This is a genomic window from Streptomyces ferrugineus (genome assembly GCF_015160855.1).
Classification (GTDB): domain Bacteria; phylum Actinomycetota; class Actinomycetes; order Streptomycetales; family Streptomycetaceae; genus Streptomyces; species Streptomyces ferrugineus.
Genome location: NZ_CP063373.1, coordinates 6,713,261 through 6,727,182 on the forward strand (window position 1 = coordinate 6,713,261; position 13,922 = coordinate 6,727,182).

The 13,922-nt window shown below is 72.3% G+C and carries 10 protein-coding genes; 5 read left to right on the forward strand and 5 right to left on the reverse strand.

Annotated elements, in window-relative coordinates; translation table 11 throughout:
* Nucleotides 1-49 precede the first annotated feature (49 nt).
* A complete protein-coding gene (locus tag IM697_RS30200; RefSeq protein ID WP_194039258.1) occupies nucleotides 50-1,078 on the reverse strand; it encodes a heme/hemin ABC transporter substrate-binding protein in 1,029 nt (342 codons plus the stop codon).
* Between the two features lie 84 nt (nucleotides 1,079-1,162).
* On the opposite strand from IM697_RS30200, the gene IM697_RS30205 reads away from it, so the two are divergent.
* The 4 genes from IM697_RS30205 to IM697_RS30220 all read left to right on the forward strand — a co-directional run bounded on the left by IM697_RS30205 (nucleotide 1,163) and on the right by IM697_RS30220 (nucleotide 6,115).
* On the forward strand, nucleotides 1,163-1,939 hold the full coding sequence (locus IM697_RS30205; RefSeq protein ID WP_194039259.1) for a hypothetical protein: 777 nt from the start codon (nucleotides 1,163-1,165) through the stop codon (nucleotides 1,937-1,939).
* A gap of 37 nt (nucleotides 1,940-1,976) precedes the next feature.
* Nucleotides 1,977-2,960: an HtaA domain-containing protein gene (locus tag IM697_RS30210; RefSeq protein WP_194039260.1), complete on the forward strand. Its 984-nt coding sequence runs from the start codon at nucleotides 1,977-1,979 to the stop codon at nucleotides 2,958-2,960.
* 65 nt (nucleotides 2,961-3,025) lie between these two features.
* Nucleotides 3,026-3,553 (forward strand): hypothetical protein, encoded by a 528-nt coding sequence (locus tag IM697_RS30215; protein ID WP_194039261.1) that lies wholly within the window; start codon nucleotides 3,026-3,028, stop codon nucleotides 3,551-3,553.
* Nucleotides 3,554-3,568: 15 nt separating this feature from the next.
* On the forward strand, nucleotides 3,569-6,115 hold the full coding sequence (locus IM697_RS30220; RefSeq protein WP_194039262.1) for an immunoglobulin I-set domain protein: 2,547 nt from the start codon (nucleotides 3,569-3,571) through the stop codon (nucleotides 6,113-6,115).
* Between the two features lie 51 nt (nucleotides 6,116-6,166).
* Here IM697_RS30220 and IM697_RS30225 read toward each other — a convergent pair whose 3' ends face one another.
* The 4 genes from IM697_RS30225 to IM697_RS30240 form a co-directional block, all read right to left on the reverse strand.
* Nucleotides 6,167-6,892, reverse strand: a complete 726-nt coding sequence (locus tag IM697_RS30225; RefSeq protein WP_194039263.1) for a class I SAM-dependent methyltransferase — start codon at nucleotides 6,890-6,892, stop codon at nucleotides 6,167-6,169.
* 154 nt (nucleotides 6,893-7,046) lie between these two features.
* Entirely contained in the window at nucleotides 7,047-9,485 is a 2,439-nt protein-coding gene (locus tag IM697_RS30230) for an ATP-binding SpoIIE family protein phosphatase (RefSeq protein WP_194039264.1), read from the reverse strand.
* Between the two features lie 186 nt (nucleotides 9,486-9,671).
* Nucleotides 9,672-12,050 carry an MFS transporter gene (locus IM697_RS30235; RefSeq protein ID WP_194039265.1) on the reverse strand — a complete coding sequence of 793 codons (2,379 nt, stop codon included), beginning with the start codon at nucleotides 12,048-12,050 and terminating at the stop codon, nucleotides 9,672-9,674.
* A gap of 148 nt (nucleotides 12,051-12,198) precedes the next feature.
* Complete coding sequence (locus IM697_RS30240; protein ID WP_194039266.1) at nucleotides 12,199-12,642, reverse strand: SRPBCC family protein; 444 nt, start codon at nucleotides 12,640-12,642, stop codon at nucleotides 12,199-12,201.
* A gap of 193 nt (nucleotides 12,643-12,835) precedes the next feature.
* Between IM697_RS30240 and IM697_RS30245 the strand changes: the two genes are divergently transcribed.
* Entirely contained in the window at nucleotides 12,836-13,873 is a 1,038-nt protein-coding gene (locus tag IM697_RS30245; RefSeq protein ID WP_194039267.1) for an Rv2578c family radical SAM protein, read from the forward strand.
* The last annotated feature ends 49 nt before the right edge of the window (nucleotides 13,874-13,922 follow it).

Below are 13,922 nucleotides of genomic sequence, written 5' to 3' on the forward strand. Positions count from 1 at the left end.
CACCGGCGACCGTCATGGTGAACGTGCCTGTGCGGCCGCGCGGGCGGCGTCACGCCCGATGGATGCGGTCCACCAGGATGTCGATCACCAACGGAGTCCGCGGCCCGTACCCGAGCAGCACCCCGTCCTCCATGTCCACCACCCGGCGGTCCATCCCCGCCGGGGTCTCGCCGACCCCGGGGATCTTCACGAGCCCGTCGATTCCGCCCACGGACTCCAGCCCCTTGGTCATCATCAGGATCACGTCCGGCCGGGCCCGCACCAGGGCCTCACTGGTGATCGGCGTGAACGGCTTGTCCAGGCCGGCGTCCTTGCCCGCGTCCACCGCCCCCGCGGCCTCGATCAGCGAGTCGGCGCCCGAGCCCTTGCCGCCGATGAGATAGACGGCCGCGCTGCCGCGCAGGTAGAGGAAGGCGACCTTGGGCTTGCTGCCCCGGGGCACGGCGGCGCGGGCCGCGGCGAGTTCGTCGCTCATGCGCCGGTTGAGGGCCTTGCCCGCGTCGGGGACGCCGAGGGCCTCGGCGACGCGTGTGGTGCGGGTGGTGACGTCGGCGAGGCTGGTGGCCGTCTCGAGTACGACGACGGGGACGCCGGCCTCGCGGATCTGGTCGATGGCCTCCTTGGGGCCGGTGTCGGTGTCGGCCAGTACGACCGTCGGGCGCAGTGAGAGCACGCTCTCGGCGCTGACGTCGTGCGCCTTGGTGACCTGCGGGAGCTTCTTCGCCTCGGCGAAGGTGGCGGTGATGTCCCGGCCGACGACCCGGTCGCCGAGGCCCAGCGTGAACACGATCTCGGCGACACCGCCGTTGAGCGGCAGGATGCGCGAGGCGTCCTCGACGGTCGTCTTCCGCCCGTCGGAGGAGTCGACGGTGACCGGCAACTCCGGGGTGGGCGGCTCCCCTTCGAGGGGTACGAGGGTGTTCTTCGCGAGCTGTCTCCCGGCCGCGGCGGCGCGCTCGCTCGCGGAGACGGGTGACGCGTCCGCCGTCGAGGGGCCATCCCCTCCGCCGCCGCAGGCACCCGTGAGCAGCGCGAGGGTCAGACCTAGGGCGGCGAGGGATCTCCGGGGTGCGCGCATGGGTTTCCTGTCCTCTCTCCTGACACACAATCGAGCAATAGTTTAGGTTAGGCTTCCCTTAGTTTCCTCTCGTGGGGGTATTTCATGGCGTGGGCAACTGGCCTGCACCGCAAGAGAGTTGGACCACTCCTCGCAGTCGCCGGCACCGCCGCCCTGCTGCTGTCGACCGCCGGACCGGCCTCGGCGGCGGGCGGTACGGCGACGGGCCCCGAGGGTCAGAAGCTCACCGTCTCCAAGTCCTCCGGACTGTCCGCGGGCGGCGAGACGGTGACCGTGACCGGCTCCGGCTACAACACCGAGAAGGGCGTCTACGTCGCCTTCTGCCTGGACAACGGCGCCGGGAAGACCCCGACTCCCTGCGTGGGCGGAGTCGACATGTCCGGTGAGTCCGGGGCGTCCGTCTGGATCTCCTCCAACCCGCCCTCCTACGGCGAGGGACTGGCGAAACCGTACGAAGGCAGCGGCCACGACGGCTCGTTCGGCGTGCGCCTGAAGGTGCGCGCCAAGGACGCCGACACCGACTGCACCAAGCCCGGCGTGACCTGCGCGGTCATCACCCGCAACGACCACACCAGGGGCGGCGACCAGAGCCAGACGGTCCGGGTCCCGGTGACGTTCGGCGCCGGCGGCGCGAATGCGGCCGAGGGCGACGACGCCAGGGCCACGCCGAGCGCGACGGCCGGGGCGAGCACGACCGGCGGTGGCGGTGCGGCCGACGCCGACGAGAAGACGCCCGACGGCCCGCTCGCGAGCACCGGTTCCGTCGCCCTGACGGCGGGCGCGACGGCGGCGGTCCTGGTCGCGGCCGGCACCGGGACCTGGCTGTGGGCGCGCAGGCGCCGCGCCTCGCACGCGGGCTGACCCGCACCGACAGCACGCTCCGGAGGGAGACCCGAAGATGACGAAGAGACCCGGCGCCGCCGCCGTGACAGGCGGCGCCCTGCTCGCACTGCTGTGCCCGGCCGCGGGGTCGGCGGTCGCGCAGGACACGCAGGCGTTCGAGCACGCGGTGTCCGGCGGATCCGCGAGCTGGAGCACGACGGACGCCGAACCGGCCGACCTCGGCATGTCGGTCGACGTCACCGAACCCGCCGTACGGGGAACCGCGGACCGCCCCTCGTTCCCGGCCATGAGCGGCAGCATCGACCTCGAAACCGGGTCCGTGGACGTCGAGTTGGGGGGCGCCGCCCGGATCGTGCCGGCCGACGCGTCGGATCAGCCGTTGACACTCGCCGGCCTGCGCCTACGGCTGAACGGCGACGACGGCGGCACGCTCCACGCCCGTACGGCCGTCGGCAGCCGGGCGCGGGAGCTGACCCTGGCGGACGTGACGGCGAGCGACGACGGCCCCGTCGTACGGGCGGGCGGGGTGACATGGACCGGCCTGCGGGCGGCACTCACGGACGACGGCGCGAGGCTGCTGTCGCAGTGGAGCGGGGAGCCGTTCGAGCAGGGCGACGACCTGGGACTGCTCGATGTGGCGGTCGCGACCCGGAACTCGGCCTCGCCCCGGCCCACCGACTCCGCCGAGCCACCACCCGCCGAGCCCTCCGCCGAGACGCCACCGCCGGACACCGAGGCCCCGGAGCCCGCGAAGAAACCGGCCGCGGCCGTGGCGGTCGACGAGCTGGCCGCGGGCGGCGAACAGACCGTCACCGGCACGGGCTTCGAGCCCGGCGAGGTCGTCCTCGTCGCGATCGACCACGACACCCGGTACCAGACGACGGCCGACGCGGCGGGGCGGGTGGCCCGGACCTTCCCCGTGTACGACAGCGCCGCCGAGGGCGCGCACACGGTCGAGCTGTACTCGGTGAGCGGCGGACGCGATGCCGTCGCGGAGTTCGACGTCCGCGCCGCTTCCGCTTCCCGACAACGCACCTGACCTCACCCGAGACCTGAAACCTCAGGCCCGGAACCAACTCGAACCACTCCCGGAAAGGTCCCCTCATGAGAGCCATCCCCGCCGCCCGCGCGGCCCTGACCGTCGTCGCCGCCTCCGCCCTGACCCTGGGCCTGGCCACCTCGGCCTCGGCGGCCACCTCCACCCGCACGGTCACCGACGGCGGCACGACGTACGGCCTCTCGCTCACCTCCCCCGACACGGCCACCGCCGCGGGCCAGGTCATCACCGTCTCCGGCTCCGGCTACAACACGGGCCAGGGCGTCTACGTCAGCCTGTGCGTGGTCGACGGGGCGCCGGGCGCGAACAAGCCGACCCCGTGTCTGGGCGGCCAGGACGAGAGCGGCTCGACCGGCGCCTCGCACTGGGTCAACAACACCTTCGGCGGCATGTTCGCCAACAGCTCCAGGTTCGGCTCGGGCGGCAACTTCAGCGTGCAGATCTTCGTCAAGGCCACCCTCGACGACGGCAGCGTCTGCGGCCAGGACGTCGAGTGCGCGGTGGTGACGCGCGCGGACCACTTCGACAGCGAGGACCGCAAGTACGACGTCCACGTGCCGATCACCTTCCAGTGACCGGAGGAAACCCCGATGCAGCACAGACGACCGGCGGCGCTCCTGGGCGCCGCCGCGCTCGTGGCCGCCTCCGTCGTCGTCGGATCGACCGCGCGGGCCGCCGACACCCCGAAGACCGCCCTCGGCAAGGACGGCCAGAGACTCACCGTCTCCGCCTCCGCCCGCCTCGACCCCGAGGGCGAGACGCTCCGCGTCACCGGCTCCGGCTACGACGCGACGAAGGCCGTCTATGTCGCCCTGTGCAAGGACAACGGCGACAACCGCGTGCCCACGCCGTGCCTCGGCGGCGCCGACCAGAGCGGTACCGGCAGCTCCTCGCAGTGGATCGTGCCCGAGGGCGACCCGTACGCGGGCGACCTCGCCGTCACCTGGGGTGCGGGCGGCGCCTTCGACGTCGAGATCGCCGTCCGGGCCAAGGACGCGAGCCTCGACTGCACCAAGGTCACCTGCTCGGTCGTCACCCGCGTCGACCACCGCAACCCCGGCGACCGCTCCCAGGACGTCCGCATCCCCGTCGCCTTCGAGGGCCAGGGCCCCGGGGACGGCGGCGACGGCGACGGTGTGGACGTGCCGCCGGGCACCGTCGGCTACGTACCGGCCGCCGAGTTCACCAGCGCGGGCCGCCCGCTCGACCTGCTGCTGCACCCCGACTCCGGGAAGCTGTACGTCGGTTCGGACAACGTCCCGGACACCGCGGACGTCGCCGAACAGGGCCTGTACGCCATCGACCCGAAGGACGGCGAGCTGCTCGGCCACGTCCAGCAGGCCCCCGGCGCGGGCGGCACCCTCGCGGCCCGCGTGGTCCGCCGGATCGCCGCCCCGCTGGCCGGCGACGGCGTCGCCTTCCACTACCCGCTGCGCGGGCTGGGCACCGCGAAGGCCGGGGACACGGCCGCGCGGGGCGTGTGGCTGTCCGGTGGCACGGTCTCCGGCGTCGGTCCCGGCACGGACGCGTCCACCACGCTGGTCGCCCAGGGCGCCGTCCTGTCCGAGGTCGAGACGGCCACCGGCACGGTCCGCAGGACCGCCACCCTGCCCGGCGGCGGCGTCCTCGGCGTGGACACCGCGCACGGCGTCGCCTGGTCGGCGGACGCCGCGGGCGGAACCCTGTACCGCGTCGACACCGGCACCCTCGCCGTCACCGCCACCGCCGAACTCCCGGCGGCCTCGGTCTACTTCGTCGAGACGGACCCGGCGACGGGCAACGTCTGGGTGGGCAGCGCCTACGACGTGCTCGTCTTCGACCGGGACGGCAAGCCGCTGGCCAAGCTGACCGGCGAGGACCGCGCCACCGCCATGGCCTTCGACCGGGCCACCGGCGAGGCCTTCGTGCTGCGCGAGGACTGGGGCACCGCCGAGGACGGCGCGGACAACGTGGGCGCCCTGGAGGTCTACGACAGCGCCACGGCCGAGCGGGCGGCCGAACCCGTCGCCCTGCCCGGCAGCCGCGCCGGCGCCCACGCGGGCGTCGCCGTGGCCCCCGGCGCCACCTCCGTCTACGTCACCAACCAGGCCGAGAGCGAGGTCGTCAAGCTCGACCGCCGCGTCTCCCCGAAGGTCGTCCAGTCCCCCACCGACCAGTCCGTCGCACCCGGTGACGAGGTCACGCTCGTCGCGTCCGCCGAGGGCACCCCGGAGCCGACCGTGCGCTGGCAGGTCAGCCCCGACGACGGCCAGACCTGGTCCACGGTCGAGGGCGCGACGCGGAACGCGTACTCCTTCACCGCGAAGGCGACGCAGCACGGCTACCGCTACCGCGCCGAGTTCACCAACTCCGTCGGCACGACGCGCACTTCACCGGTCACGCTGACCGTCACCGAGCCCGACGACGGCGGCGGCGGCGACGACGACGACGACGGAAACGGCGGCGGGACACCCGGCGCCGAGCCCTCCGGCTCCAAGACCGTCACCGGCCCGAACGGCCAGAAGCTCACCGTCTCCCCGGTCAACGACCTCGCCACCGAGAACCAGACCCTGAAGGTCACCGGCACCGGCTACGACACAAGGAAGGGCATCTACGTCGCTCTCTGCGTCGACAACGGCGACGGCGAACTGCCCACGCCGTGCGTCGGCGGCGTCGACATGTCGGGCGGCTCGCACTCCTCCGCGTGGATCTCCTCCGATCCGCCGGACTACGGGGAGGAGTTGGCGATCCCGTACGGCGCGGGCGGCACCTTCGAGGTCGAGCTGACCGTGGACGCCAAGGACGAGTACACCGACTGCTTCAAGGCCACCTGCGTCCTGGCCACCCGGGGCGACCACACCCTGTCCGGCGACCGCTCCCAGGACGTCAAGGTCCCGGTCGCCTTCGTCGGCCAGGACCCGGTGGACACGGACGACGACAGCGGCGGCGGTACGGGCACGACGGGCGGCGGCACCAGTGGTACGGGCGGCACCGGTACGGCCTCCACCACGGGCGGATCCGGCGGTACCGGCACCTCGGCCGCGGGCGGCGGCAGCCTGGCCTCGACCGGCGTCACGGCGCTCTCGGTCGCCGCGCTCGCGGCCCTGCTGCTGGCGGCGGGCTGGGCGGCGTACCGCAAGGGCCGTAGCGTCAACTGAGCGACGGGTACGGCGAGTCGGCCCTCCGGAAGCTCCGGAGGGCCGTCGTCGTCACGCCCTGCGGCCCGCCACCACCCACCGCGACGGCAGCTCGATCCGCGCCCCGTCCGGCCCGTACTCCGTGGTGACCAGCGGCAGTTCACCGTCGGCGAGGACGGTGAGGCCGGCCGAGCGCAGATACTCGGGCACCGAGGCGTCGGCGACCTCGCCCGGGGCGATGCCGTGCCGGAAGACCGGCGCGAGCTTGGGTGGCGGCCCCGACGGGCTCTGTGCCAGGCCCAGCAGGACGGGCTTGGCGGCCTCGGAGAGCTCGACGAGGAAGGCCCGGCCGCGCTCGCCGACCAGCGTGGCGATCCCGTTCACCATCGACTGCCGGTCGTCCGGCTCGGCTTGGTGCAGCACGCCCCGCATATAGATGTTGACGTCCCCGAGTTCGGCGTGCAGCGTCTCCGCCTCGGACTTCTCCACGGCGTCGAACAGCCGGTAGGCCGCCTGCCCGGCCGGGTCGGCGCGGCGGGCGTGATCGAGTGCCGCACCCGACAGGTCGGCGCCCACGACCCGCCTGAAGCGGTCGGCGAGGAAACGGGTCTGGGTGCCGTTGCCGCAGCCCAGGTCCAGCATCGGCAGGCCCGGATCGGCCAAGTGCGCCTCGAACAGGGCCAGATGGCGGGCGGCGGTCAGCGCGGGCTCCGCGTCCCAGAACACCGCCCCCTGTTCGTCGGGGGCTTCGCGCCAGAAGCCCTCCCAGGCCTCCCGGTACCGATTCGTCACGCTCATGACCGACTCCCCAGGTTGCGACGGCGACCCGCCGTGAAGTGACGGGCGAGTACGGTCTATCGCGACACGGTTTCGGCCACAAGCGCGCGGCGCACTCCTTCACTCCGCATTCGAGACTCTTACGCCGTCGTACGCCCGTTTGTGGCGTGACAGGTCAGCGGCGCGGGAGCGTGAGTTCGAACCAGACGGTCTTTCCGGCGCCCGTACGGCTCGTGCCCCACTCGCGCGCGAGCGTGCTCACCACCCACAGCCCGCGCCCGGCCTCGTCACCGGGACCGGCGTTGAGCAGGGTCGGCAGGTCGTGATCGTCGTCGTCCACCTCGCACAGCAGCGTGTCGCCGCGGACGAGGCGCAGCTCGACCGGGCGGCTGTGGGAGTGCCGTACGGCATTGGTGACGAGTTCGCCGACCATCAGCTCGGCGGTGTCGGCCAGCTTCGCCAGGCCCCAGTCGTGCAGTTGCTCGCGGACGACGGCGCGGGCCCGGCCGACCTCCTTCGGGTCGCGGGCGATCCGCCACTCGGCGACGTCCTCCGGTTCGATGCCGTTGAGGCGGGCCATCAGCAGGGCCACGTCGTCCTTGCGGCCGCCGCGTGTGTTGAGGGCGCGGATGATCGTGTCGCAGGCGTCGTCCATGGACGCGGCCGGGTGGGCGGCGGACTCGCAGAGGGTCGCGAGTCCGACACCGATGTCTTCTCCGCGCACCTCGACCAGGCCGTCGGTGCACATCACGAGCCGGTCGCCGGCGTCCACGCGCACGCGTACCGCCTCGAAGGGCACCCCGCCGACGCCGATCGGCGCACCCGTGGGCAGTTCGAGCAGTTCGCTGCGCCCGCCGTCGGCGCGGACCAGGACGGGCGGGATGTGACCGGCGTTGGCGATGCGCAGTTCGCTCGCGATGGGGTCGTAGACGGCGTAGAGGCAGGTCGCGAGGTAGGTGTCGCCGAGGCGCTGGGCGAGGTCGTCGAGGTTGCGCAGCAGCTGGGCGGGCGGCAGGTCGAGGGCGGCCATGGTCTGTACAGCCGTACGCAACTGGCCCATCATGGCGGCCGAGTTGAGGCCGTGGCCCATGACGTCGCCGACGACGAGGGCGGTGCGGGCGCCGGGCAGCTTGACGGAGTCGAACCAGTCGCCGCCGACCCGGCCGAGGAGGGTGCCGGGCAGATAGCGGGTGGCGATGTCGCAGCCCGCCATGCGCGGCGGGATGTGCGGCAGCATGCTGTCCTGGAGGGTCTCGGCGACGCTCTCCTGGTAGGTGTACATGCGCGCGTTGTCGAGCACGAGGCCCGCGCGGGCGGCGAGTTCGGCGCCGGTGACCCGGTCCATGTCGTTGAACTCGACGCGCTCCGAGTGGCGCAGCAGGATCATGAAGCCGAGGACGACATTGCGGGCCTTCAGCGGCACGACCAGCATCGAGCGGTTGGTGATCAGCGGCCGGATGTCGCGCTTTTCGAACTGCGAGGCGATGGCGTGCCCCATCTGCTCGCTGATGCGCGGCACGAGCACCGGCTCACCGCTGGTCATGCACTGGAAGAACGGCGTGTGCGCCGGAAAGGGCATGGCCTCGCCGACGGGCACGACGTCGTCCCAGCGGCCGGGTTCGTCGGTGTGCTCGACGGCGACCCGGTGCCACATGGTGGTGGTGTCCGGCACGCCGTCGGGGAACCCCTCGCCGGCGACGACCTGTTCGCGCAGATAGGTGCCGGCGACGTCGGTGAAGCGGGGCACGACGGCCTTGCTGACCTCGACGATGGTCCGCGCCAGGTCGAGGGAGGTGCCGATGCGTCCGCTGACCTCGTTCAGGAACTCCAGGCGTTCGCGTACGGCGACGTATTCGAGGTCCTCGGCCTCGTCGGTGTACTCCTGCGGTAACGGCAGGCCTTCGGCCGCGGCGCGGGCGGCGCGCTCGCGTCGGGCCCGGCGCTCGACGCGCCGGGGCACGCCCCAGTCGGGGGCGACGGGCACACGGTCGTTCTGGCTGAACTCCAGGACGGGATAGCCCAGTTCGAGGATCTGCCCGACGATACGGGCGCTCTCCTCGACACTCATGCTGGGCAGGATCTCGGGGAGCCTGCCGGCGAGTTCCGTGGCGCCGGGGAAGTCGGTGTGCAGGGCGAACGCGGGCGCGACGCGCTCGAAGCCGGGGTCCCCGTCACGGTCGTCCTGCCGGAGCCGGCCCACATCGGCGCCGAGCACGAGCAGCCGCTCCGGACCGGGTCCCACCAGCGGGTAGGCCCACCACAGGACGTCGACCCGGTGGTCCCGTTCGGGCACGGTCAGGCGGGCGCGTCCCGCGGCCGGGTAGTACAGCCGTCCGTCCAGGGACGTCTCGAGGTCGTGGCCGAGTCCGTCGTACGCCGAGTAGGCCCCGTACGGTGAGATGTCGTCGTCCTCGGGCAGCGCTCCGGACACGGGCAGCAGATCCACGGCGGGACGGCCGAGCGCCTCCTCCTTGGACGCGCCGAACAGTCGGCGTGCTCCGGAACTCCAGTGGGAGACGAGGCCTTGGCGGTCCACCACGACCACGGCCAGTGGGATACGTCCGGACGCGGCGGACTCCGTCGCCGCGCCGTCCCTCTCGGTGCCACGGTCCATGGCCCAGGCCCTCTCTCCCCAAGGCTCCGCAAGATCTGCGCGCCCTCACCACCGTACGGCTCGCGGCCGTGGTGATGTGCGGCAATACGGGAATTGGTGTGCTCGGATCACGACGGCGCGGAAGGGGGGCGCAAGGCCGGCCGCTGGCGCGTTCGTCCAGGACAGCGCGGGTGCGCACGGTCCGGCTCAGTCCTCGTGTCCGAGCTGAAGATCGCGTTCCGTCCGGCCTCCCGCGGGGACCTGGAGCACGGTGGCGACCGGCGGGTAACCCGCGGCGATGACGGTGTACTCGCCGGAGGCCACGTCGACGAACCGGAACGTGCCGTCGGGCCCCGTGGTGAGCGTGTCCATCACGTTGCCGGCCGCGTCGAGCAGGGTCACGCGCGCGTCCTCGACGGCCCGTCCGCCGCCGGCCCGCACGGTGCCGCGCAGCAGGGCGCCGCCGGCGAGTTCGATGTCCTGCCGGGTCTCGCGGGCCGCCTTGACGGTGACGGGGACGGCGGCCGGGCGGAAGGCGGGGGCGCTCGCGGCGAGGGTGTACTCGCCGGCGACGAGTTCGGTGATGACGTAGCCGCCCTCGCGTCCGCTGCGGGTGGTGGCGACGACCTCGCCCTGGACGTCGGTGAGGGTGACGGTGGCGTCGACGGGCGTGCCGTCCGGGGTGAGCACCCTTCCGCCGAGGCGTCCGGCGCCGCCGAGGACGATGTCCAGTTCGACGGGGCGCTCGCCGACGGTCACGGTGACGGCCTGCGGCTGGTGGCCGCCCGCCGCGGCGATCATGACGTACGCCCCCGGGCCGGGCGTCGCCAGCGCGTACCGTCCGTCGTCGCCGCTCGCGCCGCGTCCGACCTGCTGCCCGGCGATGTCGATGAGCGTGAGGGCAGCGTGCGAGACGAAGGTGCCGTCGGGGTGCTGCACGGTGCCGCCGACCGGGACCGCGGCCGCCGTGCGCGGCGAACGGGCTTGGGGGATCGGGCTGTTCACCGGCGCCGGTTCCGTCTGCGGGGCCGGGGCGTTGTGGGACACCAGCGGTTTCTCCTTGAGGAAGAAGGCGATGAGCAGGCCGAGCACGAGCACCGGCACGAGGTAGAGGAAGATCCTCGGCATGGCGTCGGCGTAGGCCCGGATGTAGGTGTCGCGCAGTTCCGGGGGCAGGGTGTGGACGAGCTGCGGGGTGATGGACTCGGGGTCGGGCAGATCGGCGCCGGCGTGCGCGGGCAGGCGTTGGGCGAGATCGTCGCCGAGCCGGTCGGCGAAGAGGGTGCCGAAGATCGCCGCGCCGACGCTGCCGCCGATCTGCCGGAAGTAGTTGTTGGCGCTGGTGGCGGTGCCGAGGTCGGCTGGGCGCACGGAGTTCTGCACGGCGAGGATCAGGACCGGCATCACCATGCCGATGCCGGCGCCGAGGACGGCCATCCAGAGGCTGTAGTGCAGCCGGGGCGTGTCGATCTCCAGGCGGGACAGCAGCCACATGCCGACGGCCGAGAGGGCGCTGCCGAGCACGGGGTAGATCCGGTAGTGGCCGGTGTGGCTGATGAGTTGGCCGCAGACGATGGAGGCGCCGACGATGCCGCCCATCATCGGCAGCATCAGCAGGCCCGACTCGGTGGCGGTGGCCCCGTCGACCATCTGCAGGAAGGTCGGCAGATAGCTCGCGGCGCCGAACAGGGCGACGCCGATCACGAGGCCCACGAGTCCGGTGACGTTGAAGACGGAGTCCCGGAACAGCCGGAGCGGGATGAGGGGTTCGGCGGCGAAGCGCTCGGCGACGAGGAAGAGCACGGTGGCGACGGCCGCTGCGGCGCCGAGGCCGAGGATGACACGGGAGCCCCAGGCGTACTCGGTGCCGCCCCAACTGGTCAGCAGGACCAGGCAGGTGGAGGCGGCGGCCAGCAGCAGGGAGCCGAGGACATCGAGCCGGGCCTTGGCCTCGGGCTTGGGCAGCTTCAGCACGACGGCGACGACGGCGAGGGTGACGAGGCCGAAGGGGACGTTGATGTAGAAGCACCAGCGCCAGGAGAGGTGGTCCGTGAAGTAGCCGCCCAGCAGGGGCCCGGCGACCGAGGCGAGGCCGAACGCGGCGCCGATCAGGCCCATGAAGCGGCCGCGCTCGCGGGGCGGCACGATGTCCGCGATGATCGCCTGGACGCCGATCATGAGCCCGCCCGCGCCGACGCCCTGGACCGCGCGGTAGGCGATCAGCTCGTCCATGGTCTCGGCGCGTCCGGCGAGTGCGGAGCCGACGACGAAGACGACGATCGCGAACTGGAAGACGCCCTTGCGGCCGAAGAGGTCGCCGAGCTTGCCGTAGATCGGCAGGCCGATGGTGGCGGTGAGCAGATAGGCGGTGATCGCCCAGGACATCCGGTCCAGGCCGTGCAGCTCGCCGACGATCTTCGGCAGCGCGGTGGCGACGATCATCTGCTCCAGCGCGGCGAGCAGCAGCGCGAGCATCAGCCCGAAGAAGACCAACCGGACTCGGCGCGGGCCGAGTTCGACGGCCTGGACGGGGGCCTCCGGGGGCGCTTCGACCCGTTCCTCGTGCACCGGAGTCGTCACGCTCACGAACCGCTCCCCTCGTCGCACCTGCCACGCATTCCCCGCACGAGGCGACAACTACGAGCAAGCACGACGAGTTACGGCAGACCGGGACGAACCGCAGAGATCCACTCGATCCGGTGAGGGGGGTCAACGACCCCCGAACACCGGGGACTTACTTCTCGACCTCGGCGGCCAGCCTGGCGAGCAGCGCGTCGTAGATCCGGCCGAGGCCCTTGGGCGCGAAGGTCTTCTCGAAGAAGCCGCCGATGCCGCCGGCACCCTGCCAGGTGGTGGTGACGACGACGCGGGACGTGCCCTCGCCGGCCGGGGTGACCCGCCAGGTGGTGACCATGGAGGAGTTGCGGTCCTTCTCGACCAGCTCGCCGTCGGTGGGCTCGCTGACCTCCAGCAGGCAGTCGCGGACGCGCTTGCTGGTGGCCTGGAGCTTCCAGTGGACGAGGGTGCCCTCGCCGTCGCCGCCCTCGCGCACCTCGTATTCGCTGAAGTGCTCCGTCAACAGATTCCGCCGGGTGCCGCTGTAGTCGGCGAGGGCGTCGAACACCTTCTCCGCGTCCGCCGCGACGACCCGCTCCGTAGTGGCCTCGACCTGCGCCATTGACTTCCTCCAGGACCAGAATTCTCGGGGGCTGGGGCAAGCCAACCACCCCGCTCCCACCCCGCCCAAATCGGGGTCCCCAACCGCTCACCGAAGCGATCGCACAGTGATCGAAAACGAAAGCTCGGCTTAGGTCGCACGATCAAGGGAACATGTGTTCTATTCTTGGGGCCAGTGCTACCGAGGAGGCCTCATGCGCTGGGAGAACCTCACCCTGGAGTCCGACCACAGCCGTGCCGACGCCGCGCTGTTCGGCGCGGACGCCGTGGTCACCCGCACCTTCGACACGCCCGAGTTCGCCGGGATCACGTTCCACGAGATCCGGGCCCGCTCGATCATCAACCGGGTGCCGGGCGCCTCGCGCATGCCCTTCGAATGGACGGTCAACCCCTACCGAGGCTGTTCGCACGCGTGCGTCTACTGCTTCGCCCGTAAGACCCACAGCTATCTGGACCTCGACACCGGCCTCGGCTTCGACTCCCAGATCGTGGTGAAGGTGAACGCGCCGGAGCTGCTGCGCCGCCAGCTGTCCGCACGGCGCTGGCAGGGCGAGCACATAGCGATGGGCACCAACGTCGACTGCTACCAGCGCGCGGAGGGCCGCTACCGCCTGATGCCGGGCATCCTCGCCGCCCTGCGGGACCACGCCAACCCCTACTCGATCCTGACCAAGGGCACGCTGATCCTGCGCGACCTCGACCTGCTGAAGCAGTCCGCCGAGGTGACGGACGTCGGCGTGTCCGTCTCGGTCGGCTTCACCGACCCGGAGCTGTGGCGCACCGTGGAGCCGGGCACGCCCACCCCCGAGCGGCGCCTGGACGTCGTACGGACCCTGACCGAGCACGGGCTCGGGTGCGGTGTGCTGATGGCGCCGGTGATTCCGTTCCTGAGCGACCACCCGGCCCAACTGCGGGCCACGGTGCGGGCGATCGCCGCCTCGGGGGCCACCTCCGTCACCCCGCTGGTGCTGCATCTGCGGCCCGGGGCCCGCGAGTGGTTCATGGCGTGGCTCGGCCGCGAACACCCGCATCTGGTGCGCCGTTACCAGCGGCTGTACGCGGACGGCGCCTACGCGCCGAAGTGGTACCAGCGCCGGATCACCCGTCAGGTCCATGATCTGGCGCAGGAGTACGGCATCGGCCCCACGCGCGCGGGGATGCGCCGTCGGATCCCCGAACCCGAGCCGGCCGAGCCCGCGACGACCGAACCGACTCAACTCTCGCTCCTTTGAGAGCATTGGGGCGCACTCCGCGACCCGATCGGGTCAAGTATTGACAGAA

What these genes read in the sequence shown, in the direction of transcription:
- IM697_RS30215 (WP_194039261.1), top strand. Translation starts at nt 3,026, where the DNA reads ATGAGAGCCATCCCCGCCGCCCGCGCGGCCCTGACCGTCGTCGCCGCC.
- IM697_RS30210 (WP_194039260.1), top strand. Translation starts at nt 1,977, where the DNA reads ATGACGAAGAGACCCGGCGCCGCCGCCGTGACAGGCGGCGCCCTGCTC.
- IM697_RS30230 (WP_194039264.1), bottom strand. Translation starts at nt 9,485, where the DNA reads ATGGACCGTGGCACCGAGAGGGACGGCGCGGCGACGGAGTCCGCCGCG.
- IM697_RS30220 (WP_194039262.1), top strand. Translation starts at nt 3,569, where the DNA reads ATGCAGCACAGACGACCGGCGGCGCTCCTGGGCGCCGCCGCGCTCGTG.
- IM697_RS30205 (WP_194039259.1), top strand. Translation starts at nt 1,163, where the DNA reads ATGGCGTGGGCAACTGGCCTGCACCGCAAGAGAGTTGGACCACTCCTC.
- IM697_RS30200 (WP_194039258.1), bottom strand. Translation starts at nt 1,078, where the DNA reads ATGCGCGCACCCCGGAGATCCCTCGCCGCCCTAGGTCTGACCCTCGCG.
- IM697_RS30240 (WP_194039266.1), bottom strand. Translation starts at nt 12,642, where the DNA reads ATGGCGCAGGTCGAGGCCACTACGGAGCGGGTCGTCGCGGCGGACGCG.
- IM697_RS30245 (WP_194039267.1), top strand. Translation starts at nt 12,836, where the DNA reads ATGCGCTGGGAGAACCTCACCCTGGAGTCCGACCACAGCCGTGCCGAC.
- IM697_RS30225 (WP_194039263.1), bottom strand. Translation starts at nt 6,892, where the DNA reads ATGAGCGTGACGAATCGGTACCGGGAGGCCTGGGAGGGCTTCTGGCGC.